This window comes from Bacillus sp. FSL L8-0152 (assembly GCF_038006365.1).
Taxonomy (GTDB): Bacteria; Bacillota; Bacilli; order Bacillales; family Bacillaceae_G; genus Bacillus_A; species Bacillus_A cereus.
The window spans coordinates 32,014-51,450 of the sequence record NZ_JBBOVB010000005.1; the positions used below are offsets into that span (position 1 = coordinate 32,014).

The window sequence follows — 19,437 nt, forward strand, 5'->3', positions numbered from 1 at the left end:
TAAGGAGTGGTTTTTTTGTCAGATCGCATAAAAAAATTAGAGGAAAAAATCGCAAATAGAGAACAGCGAATTGAAAAAATAAACGACAATTTAAAAGATGAAAAAAGCCGATTAGAAAAAGATAAACAACTACTGTTTAACCTGAAATATAGTGAAGTGTTCAAACGACTGCAAGAAACAGGAGTAAGTCCTGATGAGGCACTAAAGGCACTCGATAATGAAGTAGAAAAAAAACAAGTTGAAACTGAAGTGAAAGAGGAAAACTCAAATAACAGTACTATGCGAGAAGGAGCTCAAGATTATGTTCAAAATCACTAAACGATCGTTTTTCGCAACAGTATTAATGTGTTCACTGTCATTCGGAAGTATTTCCAACTTAGCATACGCAGAAGAAAATAAAACTGAAACACAAAAGGTAACAGAAAATAAATCAGTAGGAGAGCCACCGTCTGGACCAGGTGTTACAGCTGAAAAGAAAGAGAAAGAAGTTGAAGCCCAAACGCCTGCAAGTGTTAACGGAAAAAAAGTTGATGGTACAGGGACAGTAACAGATTTTACAACGAGTGGATCTAAAGCATTTTATACAATTACTGATAAAGATAGTAACGTATTTTACTTGATTGTAGATTTAGATAAAACTCAAAACAATGTGTATTTTTTATCAGATGTTAAAAAGAATACATTAGATGGTACTGCGGCTGCAACCACTAGTAAAGATGGCACAAGTGTAAAACCGAATGTACCAAATCAAAAACAAGCTGAAGCTGATAAAACAACAGCAAGTACTAAACCTGCATCAGAACAACCAAAAGAAGAAAGTAATAATAATTCGTTTCTGCTTATTGTATTAGCACTTGCTGGGATTGGGGTTACTTTATATTACTTCTTAGTCATGAAAAAGAAAAAGAATCAAAGCAAAACAAATGAAGATGAAGAAGTAATGGAAGATGATTACTATGAAGATAATTTAGAAAATGAGAAAAAGAAACACGATAAGGAAGATTAATAGTGCTAATTAAAGCCTATATAAAAAAGCACATGTTTCATCTTCCGACTCAGAATAATGAGCAATTAGAAAAGCAAGTTGAGCAAGAGTTAAATATAAAAATTGATAAATCGCAAATTTTCAAGTTATATCCCCTTACAAAAATAGAGGATAACGAAAATATATTAGTTGAAAATCAACGTACAAATATCTTTTTGCTCAACTTGTTGCTTTTAGTGTTAAATCACAATAAAAAAGGCATTATAGCTCAGGAGTATTATAATAACGGTTTTATTATTTCAAACTTAGAAAAAGAAACAAATTTGAAATTAGAAAATATACCTTTTGACGACCTAGAAAAAGACATTATGGAGTATATAAATCCTTCTTGTGATAAGGAGAATATGAGTAAATCAAAGATTGAATCAAATGATAAAACTGAGAGTAAAAAAGATTCGATTTTTGAAAATGTTGAATTCAACTTGAATTGGTTAAGCAGGGCGCAAAAGGAGTTGAATCATACTCAAGAAAAATTGAAGCAAAAAGAAGTAAAGAGTAAAAAGAATTAAACAGAAGGGATAAATGATATGTGGGAAAAATCAAAGCGAGTTTTAGTCAGTAGTGTTCTATCACTTTCTTTAATAGGTAACACAACAGTCCTTGCTACTGTAAATAATCCTACACAAACACAAGAAAATGAAAATATTGCTCGGAATTATTTGAAAGTGAGCTATGAAAGTAAAGTTTTATTCCATGAACAAGTAGCATCAAAAACGATGATCCAAGTGCTTAATGAAAATAATGATGTAGTGGAAAGTATGGTATTAACTAGTGATAAAGAAATGAACCTTGAGAAACCGAAGGTTAGTAATGGGAAAATGTTAAGTTATTGGACCATTGAAATGAAAGATGGAAAATTATTTATTAAACCAGTCTTAACAGTAAAAGAAGAATTTTCAGTCAGGTTTTATGTTAAAGATGTGGGTGGAAATTTATTAGAAAACCATAAGCGAATAAAAGAAGTAGTGAAAAGTGCTACTAAAGATGCAAAGTTAAAAGATGTTTTACCCGATGTAAATCCAGACAATAATTATAAATTCACAGGCTGGTTTGCAATGGTAGACAAAGGTGATGGGAAAAAGGTTGAGGAGAAATTACAAAATATTGAGGATATTAAGATCGCGGATTCTAAAGGTGAATATTATGCTAAATTTTTCTCTGACTTTAATAATAATGGTATTGACGATAAAACAGAAGAAATCACAGTGAATTTTGTAACAAATATAGAAGAACAAATTGAACCTGTAAAATTGAATGTTGGTCAAAAAATTAAAACACCTAAACTGTCTAATAAAGACAAGGTTTTCATCGGTTGGTATACAAATCCTGAATTAACAAATAAATTTGGCAATGACAATTTAAAAGATTCCGTTACTCTTTATGCAAAATGGGAGAACGCTGAAAAAGTGATCACTGAATCTGAAAAAAAACCAATTACAGATAAAGATGTTTCAGATCAGGTTGAAAAGATTTTAAATGAACGTTTTAAAGAATTAAAAGAAAGCCAAACCAACACTGAAAAACAAAGTGAAACTACAACTGAAGTGCTTAATAAAGGAACAACTGGAACAATAGAAAAACCGAAAGACAATAACAACGACAACAAAGGTGCAGCTACAAATAACAATCAAAAATCGGATACTAACAATACAAAAGATAATACAAAGACAGATAATAGTAATGCTAATCCCCCTACAAGTAATCCGTGGGGAGGTTCAATGCAAAATGATACTAAGTTAAAAGGGAATGTAGCTTCAAACAGCAACAAAATTACTGCATACACTGAAACAAAGTACGTGTTTAAAAATAAAAATATTGGCGAGAAATACATGGTCAAATTTTTAGATGAAAGTGGTGCATTTGTTTCTAGTCTAACGCTACCTTATGGAAGAACAATTAAAATATTAGATGAAAACGAAAATTCTCATGAAGAATATGCGGTTAGACAAGACACTACAATTAACCTGGATACAGAAAGATACGTTAATAAAGGTTCAACATTTTTAGGACTGGATACAAGAACCGTTCAAGTGAATGCAACAGAAATAACAGAAATATATCCGACTACCGCAAAGAACAATGCAAACAGTTTTTTATATAAGAAAGATGAAAAAAATAGCCAGACGAAAGATTCAACTAATCCAAATATAATAATTGCATTGATTACAGTTGCGGTGATCTGTATCATTTTAGGAACATTTTTATTCTTCAAAAAGAGAAAAAAGAAAGAAAAGAATCAAAAACAAAACATTAATATGTAGAGGCGGTAAAGACTATGTTAGATATATATCTTGTTATTCAAGTAGTGTTACTTTTGATAGGTTTACCCCTTTTAATAAATGGCGGTTTAAAACTTATCAAGTATTATAAAGTGGATATTTTATTATCTATCCTTATAAAGAATGAATTACCAAATACAAATAAAGAAAAGGGGAAAAAATAATGGATTTTTTCAGCAAAGGCGTAGATGTATTACAAAAATTAGTGATCTTAATTGGTGCGGGTCTAGGTGTATGGGGAGTTGTAAATTTATTAGAAGGTTACGGTAATGATAACCCAGGTGCAAAGTCACAAGGGATGAAACAGTTTATGAGTGGGGCTGGTATTGTTTTAATCGCAACGTTACTTGTTCCTTCATTAAAAAATTTATTTAGCTAAGTCAAAGTTAAACAAAAAAGGTAGGGGGAAAAATATATGGATTTTTTCACAAAAGGTGTAGATGTATTACAAAAATTAGTTATCTTAATTGGTGCAGGTTTAGGTGTATGGGGAGTTGTAAACTTATTAGAAGGTTATGGTAATGATAACCCAGGGGCAAAGTCACAAGGGATGAAACAGTTTATGAGTGGGGCTGGTATTGTTTTAATCGCAACGTTACTTGTTCCTTCATTAAAAAATTTATTTAGCTAAGTCAGAATTAAACAAAAAAGGGCGAGTAATTTTACACGCCCTTTCTTTATATAAGATCCATAAAAGTAGGATAAAAAACGCTTTATTAAGAACGTCAGAACGGTTTTTTAACGATTTGCATTCATATAGGGTAACAGCGATAAAATAGGCGTTCAATACGGTAAATAAGGAGTATTGAAATGGAAAAAATTAAGGAGAATAAAACTTATATTATTCTTGGTGTAATTGTATTTATTCTATTAAATTACCTTTTCTATTACTTTAGAGTGACTTTTGAAGTTAATACACTTGCAGCAATTGATTATTTGTTTTCAGAACCTCAATATCTTTTATACGCTTTTCCTTTGTCTTTCAATGTTATTGACTTGTTTGTTCCCCTGTTTGTAGTAGTATTTGTTGTATTTGTTTTAATTGACAAGAAAAATAATAAAAAGAAATATAAAAAAGGTGTTGAACATGGCTCCGCACAATGGGGTGATGTACAAAAAGATTTAAAAGGTATGTATGATGAAGAAGATCAATATAATAATATTCTTTTCTCAGAAAATACAAAAATTAGATTAGACGATAAAGGTGTTCCCTTTAAGCTAAGACGTAATAAAAATGTATATGTTGTTGGTGGGTCGGGTAGTGGTAAAACAAGGTTTGTAATTAAACCCAATATGCTACAAATGAATGCAAGCTATGTATGTACTGATCCCAAAGGAACAATTGTTAATGAAATAGGCATGGCGTTAAAAAATAAAGGGAAGTACAAAATTAAGATATTTAATACAGTGAACTTTTTAAAAAGTATGCGATATAATCCATTACACTATGTTTATAGTGAGCAAGATATTTTAAAACTCGTTCATACTATAATTGCAAACACAAGTGGAGATGGCCCAAAAGGCGATCCCTTTTGGGAGAAAGCAGAGAGTTTGTTATATCAGGCTTATTTCAGTTTAATCGTTTCAAAGTTCCCTAAAGAAGAACAACATCTAGGGACATTGATGGATTTAATAACATATTCAACAGTAAAAGAAGATGACGAAGATTATAAAAATCCTATGGATTATCTTTTTGAGGAATTGGAGAAAGAAGATAGTAATCACTTCGCTGTAAAACAATACAAATTATATAAACTTGCAGCCGGTAAAACAGCAAAAAGTATCTTAATTTCTTGTGGAGGGAGATTATCTCCATTAAACATCCCAGCAATTCGTGATTTACTTTCCACAGATGAATTGGAACTTGATACTCTTGGAGATGAAGGACGTAAAACAGCGCTGTTTATTATAGTACCTGATACAGATGATACATTTAATTTTATTGTCGCTATTATGTATTCTCAAATGTTCAACATGTTATGTACAATTGCCGATGAGAAATACAAAGGAGAGTTTCCAACTCATGTTCGATTTATGTTAGATGAATTTGCCAATATTGGGCAGATTCCAAACTTCGAAAAGTTGATTTCAACCATTCGCTCCCGTAATATTTCAGCAACTATCATTTTACAGGCATTTTCGCAGTTGAAAACAATTTATAAAGAGAAATCAGATACTATAGTCGGTAACTGCGATACTTCAATATTTTTGGGTGGTAAAGAAAAAACAACCATTAAATCACTGAGTGAAGAACTAGGTAAAGAAACAATTAATGACTATAACGAAAGTAAAACACGTTCTAACAACAATAGTTTCGGTCAAAATTATTCAAAACTAGGTAGATCATTAATGACACAAGATGAATTGTTAGTGATGGAACGTGATGAATGCATTGTACAAATAATCGGTAAAAGAGCTTTTAAAGATAAAAAATATGATTTAACTAAGCACCCAAGATATAAATTCCATTCGGATGGAAAAAAATATTGGTTTGATATTGAAAAGTACCTAGAAGCACTTAAAACGCCAAAGAATCAACAAAAAAGAAACACAACGAACAAACAGGAAAAACAAAGAAAAGAAATCAAGCTAATCCTAACAACGATGAATGGTAGCAGAGAAATAAGCTAAGAAGTGAATAGAATGAAATTATGGTAATGAAATTTAATTTGAAAGTAAAAATATTAGAATTAAATGATTTTGTGGATTGAAGTCTTTTCCGAACAGGAAAGATCATTGTCTGTAGATGTGGGATGAAATTGAGAGAGTTTTTTAGCAACGGAGGACAAGAAATAGAATTATCGGAAAAGTAATATCCATTCATCTAAACAATCTAGAATATATAAAAACGAAAGGTAGCGTGGTATTTGTGAACTGTCTATACTGTGCAACTCCCATACAAGTTGATAATAATGGTGTAGTACAAGAGGTTTGTGAATTCTGTGGTGGTCATATGCGGGAACAACAAACAGGTATGCTACAGATTTGTCGGAATGGTGAGCGTTTTGAATTTACAAAGATGCAACAGAATATCTTCTTGGAGCATATTAATCAGTCTGTAGGTGAGTTGAAACAGTATCACACGTATGATTTGTATTTGTTGCTAAAAGAAGTGAGAGAAGCGAGAAGCCAGACTTATTATGGTTTGCAATTGCTCAATAAAGCATCTAAAACAGAAAAAAAATTACAGGTTACTGTAAATGAAACGGGTGGAGAGTATGAGTATTACACAAGAAAAGCATGGGTAATTGAGAATATTCTCTTAGAACGTCAAGGATTCTTTCCAGAAAAGATTACAGCTCGTGTTCTTCAATATATGGAAGAACAAATTCAAAAATCGAAGAAGAAGACCATGAAGATATCAAAGGTAAAACGTCAGCAAAGAAGAGAAGCTTGAGGAATCTTTATACAATTTGAATTTTGTTTAAAAGGAGCAGAATATGAGCGTATTTGAAGGGATTATGGGTGTAGTTTTTGTTTTACTTGGTTTTTTTGCCATAGAACATTTTCTTAACAATAAATAATAGCGTTAATTTATAGAGTTTAATACAATTTGAATTTTGTATAAAAATGGAGGGGTAATTATGAACGTTGGTGAATGGGTTTTAGCTGAAAATCAAGTCGGTTTTATCGTTTTTAAAAACCATACTGAAACATCTATAAAAGTTAAATTTGGTTACAGAAACAGTAAGGTTTACTCAAAAGACGACATATCCCCAGTTAAATTTCAATTAGACAATGATGCAATTCATAATCTTCAACTTCTAGCATTAGAAACTAACGATAAAATTTGGTTTGAAGAATTAGGAAGATTAAAAACACGTTGTATTGTATAAAAAAGATTGAACAATACAATCTCAAATCCTTACTGAAACATTTAACTTTATTTCAAATCTACAAATTGAAAGGTACTAAAATTTGAATTTTGTATAAAACGTAGGGAGGAATAATTTATGGGAGTAACTTGGACTTATTTCAAACAATTTGAAATCGTAGAACATGAAGAAAATGATTTTGATGAGATGATACGATATTTTGATCAAGGCGAATTAAGATTTACTTACACAACAAGTGGGACATTAAGAGCTGTATTCGCAAATTATGGAATACATATTCCGATATATAGTCAATTTGAACCTCCAAACTCAAAGAAATTAGAATTAGTTTCTCCTGACAATCTAGTTCATGCTTGTGAAGATGCCATAAAAGTTTTAAAAGAAGGAATTAACCCAGAATTTATGGGTTTTGATGGTGAGAAAAGTTTGCTATGGGAATTGGATGATCTCGATGGACGGAATGGGGGAAGTAGAACCATAGTAGAATTAAATGCAAGGATAATTGATGATTTAAAGCGTATAAAATCAATTTCTAGTCAAGGATATTACATTATTGAAAATGAACAATAAATAGAAGGATCTTTGCAGAGTTTTAATCCAATTTGAATTTTATATAAAACGGGGGAATGAATTATGAATACGGTAGTTAATTTAAGTATTGAAGAACTTCATAAAAAACAAGAAAAAAAGTATAAGAGTATATTTGATAAATTTGAAATCGGTCAGCAAATAGAATTAAGTTCATCTTCTTATGAACCAGATCTTCCTCTCGAAGCCACAGGTAAAATATTAGATAAAAAATATAGCAAGAACGGATGTGATCTAAGGGTTGACTTTGAAGGCTATGAAACTTGGATTGATGGAGAAGATGTTTTCTAAAAGCAATTGCATATTTTAGATAGTTAATCAGTCAAACCTCCACTGATGGAAGTTTGACTGATAACGTATTAGGGTCACGGCAACGATTCCTTCTTTTTGGGGCCACTCATAAAAACAGATCAAATATCATTTTGAATTTGATCTGTTTTTTTATTTACAGAAGATGTCTTCCGTAAACTTATTGGGTTTATTATAATAGATATTGTTTACGGAACACTTTTCAAATTGGTATTAAATTAAGTTTACGGAACACTTTTAAAGAGAGGGAACTACTAATGGATTTTAAGATTTGGTTGAAAAATGAAGGAAAACGAGAACAAACCATTCAAGTATATGCTCGTTCAGTCCGTCAATTTATGGAATGGTTACACATATCACATGGACAAAATTGGAATCCAGATGAAATAAGTGCAAAAGTTATTCATGAATGGATTCATTATATGCAAACCATTGAAAAAGTGGCGAAACCTACAATAAATAAACGAATTGCCTCATTAAAAGTATATTGGTCGTATCTTATTGAACAAAAGATTGCAATATATGATCCTACAAAGAAAATAAAGATAAAACGTATTTCTAGGTTAGAAGATACCCCTCGTTGGTTGAATGAAATTGAACAAGTAAAATTACTTAACTTGATCCGACGAGAAACAAATGAACGGAAACGAAAACGAAATATGGCCATGGTTCGTTTAATGTTACAAGCAGGTCTTAGAATTGGTGAAGTTGCAAATCTAGATTTAGAGGATTATAGAAAAATTGGTAGTGTAGGTACTATTACAATTCGTGAAGGTAAAGGTGGTAAGCTTGATGTAGTAAAGGCTGTAAAAGATATTTGTCGTGCCCTTGATGAGTGGATGGAAGTTCGAGGACAATCTATTGATAGCACAGCCCTTTTTCTTTCCACTCATCAGAAAAAAGTTACCAGACAAGCTATTCACAAACAAGTAAAGCCACTTTTAGAACAAGTTTCACCAAAAGGTGGGCTAACTACACACAGTCTTAGACATACATATTGCAAAAACCTTTTAGAAGTGAGTGGTGGTGACCTTGTGTTAGTTGCACAAATGGCCAGACATGAATCAATTGAAACCACTCGCCGGTATGTTACTCCATCTGTAGAAGAACAATGGAGTATATTACAAAAACTTAGTGAAGAAAGATAAATATCCTGTAAAGGTTGTACATGATATGTGGAGCCAAATATATTTTTAAAACTAGAAAATTATCATAGAAAGGAGATCCATTATGCTTACTGTTCAAGAAACAGCTTACCCAAGATTAAAGAGTAACCCTACACCTAAAGAACTAGATAAGCTATTTGCACCCACACTAAAAGAATTGGATTGGACGGCAACACATTCTCGTAACTCTTTTTCTCATTTGAACTTTTTAATTATGCTAAAAACCTTCCAATGTTTAAACTATTTTGTTCCTATTGCAGAGGTTCCACTTGTTATTATTAAGCACATCGCTAAAACAGCTAACATTACTCTTACAGGCGATGAAAAATGGGATTCCTATCATCGGACAGGCACTGGGAAACGTCAAATTACTATGATTCGTAATTATAGAAAGGTAAAAATATTTGATAACCAAGCTCGCCAGATTATGACACGGGCAATGGAAAGTGCAGTGTTAGAGAAAGATGCAAAAAGTGATATTGTAAATGTTGCAATCGATGAATTAGTTAAACATAGTTATGAATTACCTGCATTTCAGACATTAGTAAAGTCGGTCAATCATATTCATAGTATAGCTTATCGAAGTTTATACAAACAGGTTACGGATTCATTGGACAATGAAGAAAAAGAAAAAATAGATGCGTTATTTCAACAGGTGGATGGAGCTACTTATTCTGATTGGTACGGGATCAAAAAGGATCCAGGACGTCCTACGCTAGAACAAATCAGGATATGGATTGAACGAAAAAATTGGATGAGCAACCGCCAAGTAGGGGCTACGTTTTTTCGAAACCTACATATTCCTCCTGCAAAAGTAGAACGATTAGCAGCTGAGGCAAAAACATTAGATGCAGCTCGTATGAAAGAACTTGAGCCGCATAAGCGATATACATTAGCCATTTCCTTATTACATGTTCAATACGCTCAAACAATTGATGATATTGGAACAATGTATATCAAACGGATTGCCAAAGCAGAAAATAAAGCGGAAAGAGCCCTTCATATTTTAAAAGAAAAACGAGAAAAACAAACAGATAAACTCATTACTACATTACGTGATACCATCACTACTTATCAATTAGACAATTCTTCAGAAACACGATTACGTTTATTAGAAACATTAATTGGAGGGAATCGTGGACAACAAATTTTAGAGAATTGTGAGGATTACTTAGCTTATACTGGTAACAATTACTTTTCTTTTATGTGGAAATATTTAAAAAGTAATCGTTCTGAACTGATTAAGATGCTTGAATCACTGCAATTTAAATCGACTACACAAAATAAGGGATTAGAACAAGCCATTTCTTTCGTATTAAAAAATAAACAGAAAAAATCCGAGTGGATTTCCACTATCTATACGAGGAAAAATGGGGGAAATAAAAATGAATGGGAAACAGTTCCTCTTGTTGATTTAACATGGATTCCTGAAGGTTGGTGGCGTTGGATTAGTTCCAATCGTAGAAGAAATGTATATCCAGACAAAATTAATCGACGTCACTTTGAAGCCTGTGTATTTTACCAAGTTAGAAATGAATTAAAATCTGGTGATTTATGTATTGAGAGTAGTGAACAATATGCTGATTATCGAGAACAATTAATATCTTGGGATGAATATAAACAAAATTTACATACATTTTGTGAACAAGCAGGCCTTCCAACAACAGCTAAGGAATTTAAAACACAGGTATATGATCAGTTGGAATCACTTGCAAAAAAAGTAGATAATTCTTTTCCAAAAAATAAAGCTGTTACGATTCGGAATGGAGAACCCTATATAACAAAATTAAAAAAGAAAAAAATGTCACCCTTACTAAAAGCGGTTCGAAAACGCATTGAAGAAAAAATGGTACCTATTAATGTTCTAGATTTATTGAGCGATACAAATTACTGGTTAAATTGGACACGTTTTTTTAGTCCGATTTCTGGTTATGATAGCAAAATAGCTAAACCAGCAGAACGGTACTTAACAACTGTTTTTTGTTATGGATGCAATTTAGGACCTACCCAAGCAGCTCGTTCACTTGGCACAGTGGATCGTAGGCAAATCGCTTGGATTAATGAACGTCATGTTACGGAAGAAAATATTCAGAAGGCCATTGAAGGGTTGATTAATGCTTATAATAAGTTTAAACTTCCGAAATATTGGGGAACGGGAAACAGCGCGGCAGCTGATGGAACAAAGTGGGATCTATATGAACAAAATTTATTATCTGAAAATCATATACGTTACGGCGGCTATGGTGGGATTGGCTATTACCATGTCTCAGATAATTATATCGCCTTATTCAGCCATTTCATTCCTTGTGGTGTTTGGGAAGGTGTTTATATTTTAGATATTCTCATGAAAAATCAATCTGATATTCAACCGAATACCCTACATTCTGACACGCAAGGTCAAAATGCACCTATATTTGGATTGTCCTATTTATTAGGTATCCAGCTTATGCCTCGAATTCGAAATTGGAAAAATTTAAAATTATTACGACCACACCAATCTTCCAATTATCAGCATATAAATGAACTATTTACAACATCGGTAAATTGGAACGTGATTGAAGAGCATTATGAGGATATGTTACGTGTCGTGATGTCAATTAAGGCCGGACGGATTCATCCGTCTACCATTCTTAATAAACTCAGTGCATATAGCAAGAAAAATAAATTATATCAATCATTCCGCGAATTAGGCTGTGCAATTCGTACATTATTTTTATTAAAATATTTATCTGATGAAGAGTTACGAAGTACAATTCAAGCGGCTACAAATAAAAGTGAATCTTTTAACGGGTTTACAAAATGGTTATTCTTTGGAGGAGATGGAATTATTGCAGAAAACCATCGGGAAAGACAACGGAAAACAATAAAATATAATCATCTCATTGCAAATTGTGTGATCTTCTACAATGTTTTTCAGCTTACCCGTATTTTACATGAATACATTCAGGAAGGAAATGAATTAGACGAAGAAGTGCTTTCGGATTTGAGCCCATATCTTACGTTTCATATCAATCGATTCGGCAAATATAGATTAGATGATAATCGCCAACCACCTGACATTCAATTTGACATGGCCATTTCACCTAAACGATTACAAGTTGCAAATTAGACTAAAATAGTCGCAACCTTTTTATGAAAAGGACTGCGACTATTTTTAAGTGGCCCCAAAAAGAAGGAATCGTTGCCGTGCCCCTATTACAATTTGAATTTTGTTTAGTTACGTGAACGAAACGAATTGTTAAGGAAATAAACAATTTACAATAAAAAAATCACAGCAATATCTTGTTAAATAGAAAATTATTAAGGAAAGACTCTACTTAATTAGTAGGGTCTTTTTTGTCGAAAAGTAATTAAAAAAACAATTAAAAAGACTTGTAAGTCTAAGTTATTCATGAGATAATAGACTTGTAAGGTTGAAAGATAATGAAAGGGGAAAATCAAATGACAAATAACGTTTATGAGATCGTAACAAACAAAATTATTGAGAAACTAGAACAAGGAACAGTGCCTTGGCAAAAGCCTTGGATAAACGGAAATGTAGCCGTAAACTGGAAAACTCAAAAGCCGTACAGAGGAATTAATACAATGTTATTAGATTCAGGTGAGTATGTTACTTTCAAGCAGGTTCAGGAAGCAAAAGGAAAAGTCAAAAAAGGAGCAAAATCAGAAATTGTGGTTTTCTGGAAATGGTTAGAAAAAGAAGATGAAGCATCGGGGAATGTTGAAAAGATTCCAATGTTGAGATATTACAGAGTTTTTAACATAAATCAGTGCGAAGGAATTGAAAGCAAGCGGAAAGAGGAAGAGACTTTTGAACATAATCCAATTGAAGAAGCGGAAAACATCGCAAAGGGATATATAAATTCTCCAAGTCTCAGCTGGAACAGCGGAAGGGCATTTTATCAACCTGTTATGGATCATGTAAATGTACCTCCAATGAAGGATTTTCCGAAAGTTGAAGAATACTATTGCACTTTATTTCATGAATTTATTCATTCAACAGGTCATTCCAGCAGATTAAAGAGAGACGGAATCACTTCAGCAACAGCTCATTTCGGGTCAGAAGATTATTCAAAAGAGGAATTGGTTGCTGAAATTGGAGCCAGTATGCTAACTGGATTTGCAGGGTTCGTTGATATAACATTTGATAACTCAGCGTCTTATATACAGTCTTGGTTACGTAATTTAAAAAATGATAAAACATTAATTGTTAAGGCAGCGAGTCAAGCACAGAAAGCAGTAGATTACATTTTAGGAGTTAGCTATAACGAAGAAAATAAAAGCGAAAAAGCCATCCGCCTCTAAACGAATGACTTGGGTATAAAAGAATCTCGAACATTCTTTTATACCCCCTTATTATAACATATAATGAAGGGAAGAAGAAAAATGAAAATTAATACACCAGAATGGCTTTCGTTAAGTCAAGACATAAAGATAAGGCTTATCAAATTAGCAATTTTAGAAAACAGATTTAAGCGCTAAACTACAATACATTTTAAAAGAAAAGGGATATTCTTTTATTCCCTTTTCTTACTTATAACATTAAAGGAGTAGTGTTACCATGAAAGAAATCGAAAAGTATATGACACCTGCTGAAGCATCCTATACATGGGGAATTAAGCGTGCCACGTTAAAAAATAAAATCAGTCCATCTACATTAACGGAAGAACAGAAAGCAGAATTGAACAAAATGATTGAGGATGGACTGATTAAGTTTTTTTTAGCTCCAAATGGAACAAGAAAAGAATGGATTATTTCCAGAGATGCTATGTTTGTATGGTTTGGAGAACCACGAATTTCTAAAGAATGAAACCTTTTTTTAGATTTAGATGAAAAGATGTTCCCTTGCCTTTTGGGGTAGAGGTTGGCTCGTCGTGTGGGGACGATGCCCCACGGTTTGAAACGTCTGGTGACGATTGATGAAAAACTAAATAGGAGGACGAAAGGCTAGCGGTTTGGCTCGTATACTGGAAAGATCAAGCCGATAGAGAAAACACTTGCTTTTGGGTATGTCGGCTTGGCGACGCCATTTCACGAGCCAAAAAAAGTTGGGCAAGGATTATTTTTACTGCAGTAACGGAGTGAAGCAGTAAAAATAAAAGGTGGAGATTTTCTGAAGCATAGCGAAAGAAAATACGACCTGTTCCTTGCGGAACTTTTAGCATTTAAGGGGAAATGTTATTTTGTTTATATTTTTAATATTTAAAAACGTAAGAATTATATTTATGCAGAAGTTTCTTTATTCAGCCCACATAAAGTCCAGTTATGGTAAAATATAGAGGACATATGTATAATGAGATTCCAATTCTATTGATGAATTGGAATCATTTTTTACATTTAACTGTTCGAGGAGAGTAATCACGTACACGAATTGATCTAGTTCTTGGCTAGATGCAAGAACAATGGGATCTGTATATCCGTGTGCTTTTACCAACTGTCGCAGTTGCTTCTTTTTTATTCCATTTGTTTTTGTTAGTGGAGAACATCAGATGTAGACATGGGAAACCTCTCTATTTATACAGATTAAAATCAACTTTTTATAGTATATATAGTTTTTAAAAATGAAAACGGTCACATAAGATGTGAGATATTCTATGTGTACAAAAGGAGGGCATTTCTATGAGAGCGACAGGAATTGTACGCAAAGTAGATAATTTAGGACGGATTGTGATACCAAAAGAAACAAGACGAATTTTACAAGTAGATTCTGGAGACGCTCTAGAAATTTTTGTAGAAGAGGATGCTATAATTCTACAAAAATATACATCTCATGGTATGTGTCCTATCACGGGAGAAATATCTGCAAGGAATGTAAAACTGGCAGGTGGAAAGCTGACGCTGAGTCCAGAGGGTGTAAAACAACTGTTAGCTGAATTAGAACAATACAAAGTAACGGTATGAGAAGAATAGGGGGCGAACGCTTTGGAAACGAAATTACAAGCATTTCAAAAGGATAGAAGTAAGAACATGATATCTTTGCAGGAACAATTGTTACAAGAGGCGTTTCAAAAGAGGAAGGATATCACTTTAATTCTGTTAAAAGGATTGCATGTAAAAGGAATAATAAGAGGATTTGATACTTATTCTGTTTTAATAGAAGTTGAAGGAAAGCAACAGCTTGTATATAAACATGCGATCTCCACGATTCGATTCTAAAATAAAACAGTAGCATGAAATCCTTAGAATTCATGCTACTGTTAAAGATATATTATTTAGCTTTTACAGCTTCTTTTAATGCTTTCCCCGCTTTAAAGGCAGGTGTTTTTCCCGCAGGGATCGTAAGAGCTTCACCAGTATGTGGATTGCGTCCTTCACGGGCAGCACGTTCTCTTACTTCGAATGTGCCGAAGCCAAGTAGCTGTACATGTTCCCCATTTTGTAGTGCATGTTGAATGGACTCTAATACTGCATCTACTGCAAGACTCGCTTGTGGTTTTGTTAGTTCGGATTGTATTGCAACTTGTTTGATTAATTCTGATTTGTTCATAAGGCACCTCTTATTGTTATGTATACTTGTTTCAGTATAAAGGTGTAAATGAAATGGTGCAAGATAGTTTATGAGATGTAAATTCTATAACAGAAAAATGTATTATATAGAGGGAATACTCTGTATAAAAGAAATGGGAGAGGTAAAAAGATGAAAAATGCCTTTTACACGAATCCAAAGGAATTAGAACGTGTTGCAGAAGTAGTAAGGGCATTAGCACACCCTGTCCGTCTCCAAATTGTACGTCAAATAATAAAGAAAAATTCATTAAATGTTTCTGAATTACAACGGTATCTTGCCATACCACAACCCACTGTTTCACAATATCTTGGCAAGTTAAAATTACATAAAGTCGTAGCATGTGAGCGAAAAGGATTAGAAGTATTTTATCGAGTGGACGATGAAAAAGTGAAACAAATCCTGAAGATACTGCTAGGCTAAACAAATAGTTTCGTTTATTTGTCTAGTCATGTGCGGATAAAAATAATGACCGAGGAGGGGTATTCTTCTATGAGCGGAAATTCGCATTACAATTATATAACAATAAAAGAACTTATCTTTATCCATGCCTATGTAACAGGGGAAGAAATCCCTTCTTCACAAGCATTACAAATACTCAAACAGTTTGCTCCTGAAGAAATACCAGGTACAATCAGACAAACGCGTCGGTATCGTATACGGAAAAATGGAGAAGAATTATTTGGATACTATAGAAAGAAACATCCGAAATTATTTGATAAGCAAAAGTTATACACGTATGAAGAGTTGAAAAATCGAGCAGAGAACTATTGTTCGTCTCATTTGGTGATTCATCTCTAATCCAGATAGGTCACTAAGTATGCATGATGTTCTGAAAAACAGATAGAACGACTATTTTTCTGTGAAAAATAAAAAAAGACTGCTCAGATTGATTTTTAAAGAAAGAAGACGAGCAAGAGAATACATTTCTATGTAAAAAACGTTAAACGCTAAAAATAAGATAATAAAGGCGTTTAACGTAATTAAGAAAAAACAAGCTGATTATGCAGGGCTATATGCCTGTTTAAGTGGCAATACATATAATTTCATGTACCGTAAGGTTTAATAACTAACAATCACAAACAAGCAATATTCAAGGGTTGCGTCCTCTCTTCCGTATCCGCTACAATAGAGATAGAATAAACACAAAGAAAGGTGACTCACTCTATGAATCAACCTTTAGTAAATTTACGAGTCGATTTTGCTTTTAAGCAATTATTTGGTGTACAAGGACAAGAGGAATTACTGATTTCTTTTTTAAATGCAATCTTGCATGAATCCTTATCTACACCGATTGTATCTTTAAAAATTGAAGACCCACATTTACATAAAGAATATGAAGAAGATAAATTATCCATACTAGATATATTAGCTACACTTCAAGATGAGACCAAGGTAAATGTGGAAATTCAGTTACGAAATACACAAGAGATAGTAAAACGTTCCCTGTATTATTGGAGTAAACTGTATACATCTCAATTAGAGCAAGGAATGCCCTATCGTTCTTTACGGAAAACGATTGCGATTAATCTATTAGATTTTGATCTCTTTCCTCAATATGATGATATGCATACAGTCGGACAATTTTGGAGTCAACAACACAAGGAAGTGTTACTCGAAGATTTGGAAATCCATTTTATTGAAATTCCGAAATTGCTACAGCAATGGAGAGAAGAAAAAATTAATCCGTGGGAAAATGAATTCGCTCGTTGGTTACTTTTACTACCAGCGCATGAAGATGAACATTTAACTCACACGTTGGAGGATATCGCCATGAAACAAGATCCAATGTTACAGAAGGCAATCCACAAATGGGAAAATATGAGTCAGAGTAGCTCTTTCCGTCTCGCATATGAAGCACGGGAAAAAGTGCTATTTGATGAACAAGCGAAATTGGCACATGCTCGTGAGATTGGTATAGAAGAAGGTATGGAAAAAGGGAAAGTAGCCGAAAGAGAGCAACTTATCCGAGGCATGCATAAAAATGGCATGGATATCGAAGATATTGCGAAGTTTACAAATATGGAACTGTCGGAAATACGCCTTATTTTAGACAAGTAAAGTGTACCGTACACTTTTTCACAAGGTTAGATGATTCTTTAGGGCCATCTGAACCTGAAGAACTAATATTAAAAAATAAATTGAATATTCAGAAAACATAGACCGATTGAATCCAGTTATGTTATAATTAGCGTAACCGATATACTGTACTACCTTTTACTCCCTGATTTGTATAACAAGTCAGGGAGCTTTTCGTATGCTTCATGTTCTACGATTCTATTTTTAGCGAATTACCATATAAAGTAAGTGTATTGAAAATACTGGAATTTTCGGCATATGACGAATATTATTTCTCCATCACAAGAGATTCAATTGTTATATTTTTAAAGATAAACTTATATTATTTTAGTATGTCATAAAAATTGATTCTTTTCGCATTATTTTCCATGTGAATATTGATTTGCATATTCTACATAACGCTTTACTGATAGATGAGAAAGGAATCCTGTTCTTTTTATGACTTCCTCTGTAGACATATTTCTTTCTAGACAGCGTAGAATATAGGTGTTCCGTAAGTGCTGTGCTGAAATTCCTTTTCTCAGTTGCGCTCTGGCTACTTCTAATCGAATCATCTTTTGTACAGCAATGGCTGTTAGTGCTTTTGGAGCATCATTGTCATACACCCAACGAAATGTCCCTCGTTTAAAATCAAATGCAACCAATAACGGATCTGTACTGTGATATCTAGGACGAACTGGTTCAGGTATCGTTTTATAGTACGTAAATAAACGTATTTTATCCTCTTCCTTTAACATGATCCTTCTCTCTGTCCCTTTGTTATGTAAAACAGTAATCATGTTCTTTCCAAAGTGCACCTGTTGCATCTGTAACGATACGAGTTCTTGTAGTGTGAGCCCATAATTTAAAAGAAGTGATAGGATGGATACATTTCGATCTATGAGAAGCGGTCGAACGGAAAGTTGTTCTTCTGACAATCCTTCAGAAGAAGAAAGAATGTTTTTCAGCTTTTTCTCTTCTTCCTTCGTAATAAAGTCCTCCTTACGTAGGGCCCGATTCGGTGGAGTGATTCCCTGCATTTCTACAATAGGACTTGGAATATCCAAGAACTGATACAATTTCTTTAACACGACTGCAATGCGATGAATGGTTCTCTCTCCATACTTTCGTTTGTATATGAGTTCCTGAAAATAGGCTTCAAAATCTTCTTTATCTATCTTGTTCCATAAGTTCTTTTCTTGAAAACGATTCGAGGTTTGCAGCCATCTTCCAAAGTCCTCAATATCATAGACATATCGTTTAATTGTGGATGCTTTTCTTCCACGACTAGCTAAAAAGAAAGAAAAATTTTGTAAGGTATCCTCAAATTCTTTTCTATTCATGTACCTATCATCTCACTTTTTCTGTACAATTTTCATTTCAGCTTAGCTGGGTATTTCCAATCTCGCTTATCTTGTTTATCAGGTTTTGTTTTTGGCTTTTTTCGCTCTATTTTGTTCTTCACCTGATTTTGTTGTTCTAATGTATCTAACTTTGTTTGCATTTTCTCCATCTGTTCTTTTACTTCTTTAAGTTCCAACTTGATTTCTGATAACAACCTTAAAATTGCATCACCTTTATTCATAAAAATAACCTTCCTTTGTAGGATGAATATTTTCTCAATGTAAATAAGATTTAATTTTCAGTATTT

The 19,437-nt window shown here is 33.1% G+C and carries 25 protein-coding genes; 21 read left to right on the plus strand and 4 right to left on the minus strand.

Translation table 11 applies throughout. The features are described 5' to 3' along the window. Positions 1-6: 6 nt before the first annotated feature. From MHH27_RS31250 to MHH27_RS31325, 16 genes are all read left to right on the plus strand, one after another. On the plus strand, positions 7-318 hold the full coding sequence (locus MHH27_RS31250) for a hypothetical protein (RefSeq protein WP_340945874.1): 312 nt from the start codon (positions 7-9) through the stop codon (positions 316-318). Then, on the plus strand, positions 302-1,006 hold the full coding sequence (locus MHH27_RS31255) for a CD1107 family mobile element protein (RefSeq protein ID WP_098425318.1): 705 nt from the start codon (positions 302-304) through the stop codon (positions 1,004-1,006). The genes MHH27_RS31250 and MHH27_RS31255 overlap by 17 nt, the downstream gene beginning before the upstream one ends. Before the next feature lie 2 nt (positions 1,007-1,008). Next, positions 1,009-1,554, plus strand: coding sequence for a hypothetical protein (locus tag MHH27_RS31260; protein WP_099010169.1), 546 nt, complete (start codon positions 1,009-1,011; stop codon positions 1,552-1,554). An 18-nt stretch (positions 1,555-1,572) separates the two neighbouring features. Then, entirely contained in the window at positions 1,573-3,306 is a 1,734-nt protein-coding gene (locus MHH27_RS31265; protein ID WP_340945882.1) for an InlB B-repeat-containing protein, read from the plus strand. A 14-nt stretch (positions 3,307-3,320) separates the two neighbouring features. Continuing rightward, positions 3,321-3,488 carry a hypothetical protein gene (locus tag MHH27_RS31270; protein WP_170925746.1) on the plus strand — a complete coding sequence of 56 codons (168 nt, stop codon included), beginning with the start codon at positions 3,321-3,323 and terminating at the stop codon, positions 3,486-3,488. Beyond that, positions 3,488-3,703, plus strand: coding sequence for a Maff2 family mobile element protein (locus MHH27_RS31275; RefSeq protein WP_023523661.1), 216 nt, complete (start codon positions 3,488-3,490; stop codon positions 3,701-3,703). Before MHH27_RS31270 ends, MHH27_RS31275 begins: the two co-directional genes overlap by 1 nt. A 36-nt stretch (positions 3,704-3,739) precedes the next feature. Then, positions 3,740-3,955 carry a Maff2 family mobile element protein gene (locus MHH27_RS31280; protein WP_006919475.1) on the plus strand — a complete coding sequence of 72 codons (216 nt, stop codon included), beginning with the start codon at positions 3,740-3,742 and terminating at the stop codon, positions 3,953-3,955. Between the two features lie 179 nt (positions 3,956-4,134). Beyond that, positions 4,135-5,955, plus strand: a complete 1,821-nt coding sequence (locus MHH27_RS31285) for a VirD4-like conjugal transfer protein, CD1115 family (RefSeq protein ID WP_340945885.1) — start codon at positions 4,135-4,137, stop codon at positions 5,953-5,955. Between the two features lie 238 nt (positions 5,956-6,193). Then, entirely contained in the window at positions 6,194-6,721 is a 528-nt protein-coding gene (locus tag MHH27_RS31290; protein ID WP_340945888.1) for a hypothetical protein, read from the plus strand. 187 nt (positions 6,722-6,908) lie between these two features. After that, positions 6,909-7,160 (plus strand): hypothetical protein, encoded by a 252-nt coding sequence (locus MHH27_RS31295; protein ID WP_340945890.1) that lies wholly within the window; start codon positions 6,909-6,911, stop codon positions 7,158-7,160. A 117-nt stretch (positions 7,161-7,277) separates the two neighbouring features. Then, complete coding sequence (locus MHH27_RS31300) at positions 7,278-7,730, plus strand: vacuolar protein-sorting protein 36 (protein ID WP_340945892.1); 453 nt, start codon at positions 7,278-7,280, stop codon at positions 7,728-7,730. 63 nt (positions 7,731-7,793) lie between these two features. Next, positions 7,794-8,039: a hypothetical protein gene (locus MHH27_RS31305; protein ID WP_340945893.1), complete on the plus strand. Its 246-nt coding sequence runs from the start codon at positions 7,794-7,796 to the stop codon at positions 8,037-8,039. A 275-nt stretch (positions 8,040-8,314) separates the two neighbouring features. After that, positions 8,315-9,205, plus strand: coding sequence for a tyrosine-type recombinase/integrase (locus MHH27_RS31310; RefSeq protein WP_242266548.1), 891 nt, complete (start codon positions 8,315-8,317; stop codon positions 9,203-9,205). Positions 9,206-9,287: 82 nt separating this feature from the next. Continuing rightward, complete coding sequence (locus MHH27_RS31315; protein WP_340945780.1) at positions 9,288-12,332, plus strand: Tn3 family transposase; 3,045 nt, start codon at positions 9,288-9,290, stop codon at positions 12,330-12,332. Between the two features lie 332 nt (positions 12,333-12,664). Beyond that, on the plus strand, positions 12,665-13,528 hold the full coding sequence (locus MHH27_RS31320) for an ArdC family protein (protein ID WP_327642377.1): 864 nt from the start codon (positions 12,665-12,667) through the stop codon (positions 13,526-13,528). A gap of 256 nt (positions 13,529-13,784) precedes the next feature. Then, the gene (locus tag MHH27_RS31325; RefSeq protein ID WP_086408981.1) at positions 13,785-14,033 is read left to right on the plus strand and encodes a hypothetical protein; all 249 of its coding nucleotides are present in this window, start codon (positions 13,785-13,787) and stop codon (positions 14,031-14,033) included. 453 nt (positions 14,034-14,486) lie between these two features. Here the strand turns inward: MHH27_RS31325 and MHH27_RS32160 are convergent, their stop codons facing one another. Next, a complete protein-coding gene (locus MHH27_RS32160; protein WP_255288138.1) occupies positions 14,487-14,657 on the minus strand; it encodes a hypothetical protein in 171 nt (56 codons plus the stop codon). A 185-nt stretch (positions 14,658-14,842) separates the two neighbouring features. Between MHH27_RS32160 and MHH27_RS31330 the strand changes: the two genes are divergently transcribed. Continuing rightward, positions 14,843-15,124, plus strand: coding sequence for an AbrB/MazE/SpoVT family DNA-binding domain-containing protein (locus MHH27_RS31330; protein ID WP_078185990.1), 282 nt, complete (start codon positions 14,843-14,845; stop codon positions 15,122-15,124). 21 nt (positions 15,125-15,145) lie between these two features. After that, positions 15,146-15,379: an RNA chaperone Hfq gene (gene hfq / locus MHH27_RS31335; RefSeq protein WP_078185989.1), complete on the plus strand. Its 234-nt coding sequence runs from the start codon at positions 15,146-15,148 to the stop codon at positions 15,377-15,379. A gap of 52 nt (positions 15,380-15,431) precedes the next feature. Here the strand turns inward: hfq and MHH27_RS31340 are convergent, their stop codons facing one another. Then, positions 15,432-15,710: an HU family DNA-binding protein gene (locus MHH27_RS31340; protein ID WP_001043043.1), complete on the minus strand. Its 279-nt coding sequence runs from the start codon at positions 15,708-15,710 to the stop codon at positions 15,432-15,434. A gap of 150 nt (positions 15,711-15,860) precedes the next feature. Here MHH27_RS31340 and MHH27_RS31345 point away from each other — a divergent pair, with 150 nt between their 5' ends. The 3 genes from MHH27_RS31345 (at position 15,861) to MHH27_RS31355 (ending at position 17,789) form a co-directional block, all read left to right on the plus strand. After that, complete coding sequence (locus tag MHH27_RS31345; protein ID WP_098679747.1) at positions 15,861-16,151, plus strand: ArsR/SmtB family transcription factor; 291 nt, start codon at positions 15,861-15,863, stop codon at positions 16,149-16,151. 69 nt (positions 16,152-16,220) lie between these two features. Beyond that, positions 16,221-16,529 (plus strand): 50S ribosomal protein L7ae, encoded by a 309-nt coding sequence (locus MHH27_RS31350; protein WP_098806698.1) that lies wholly within the window; start codon positions 16,221-16,223, stop codon positions 16,527-16,529. 366 nt (positions 16,530-16,895) lie between these two features. Beyond that, positions 16,896-17,789: an Rpn family recombination-promoting nuclease/putative transposase gene (locus MHH27_RS31355; protein ID WP_320483930.1), complete on the plus strand. Its 894-nt coding sequence runs from the start codon at positions 16,896-16,898 to the stop codon at positions 17,787-17,789. A 377-nt stretch (positions 17,790-18,166) separates the two neighbouring features. On the opposite strand, the gene MHH27_RS31360 is transcribed toward MHH27_RS31355, so the two are convergent. Both MHH27_RS31360 and MHH27_RS31365 read right to left on the minus strand, forming a co-directional pair. Then, the gene (locus MHH27_RS31360; protein ID WP_340945917.1) at positions 18,167-19,129 is read right to left on the minus strand and encodes a tyrosine-type recombinase/integrase; all 963 of its coding nucleotides are present in this window, start codon (positions 19,127-19,129) and stop codon (positions 18,167-18,169) included. A 32-nt stretch (positions 19,130-19,161) separates the two neighbouring features. Then, the gene (locus tag MHH27_RS31365) at positions 19,162-19,371 is read right to left on the minus strand and encodes a hypothetical protein (RefSeq protein WP_088081389.1); all 210 of its coding nucleotides are present in this window, start codon (positions 19,369-19,371) and stop codon (positions 19,162-19,164) included. Between the last annotated feature and the right edge of the window lie 66 nt (positions 19,372-19,437).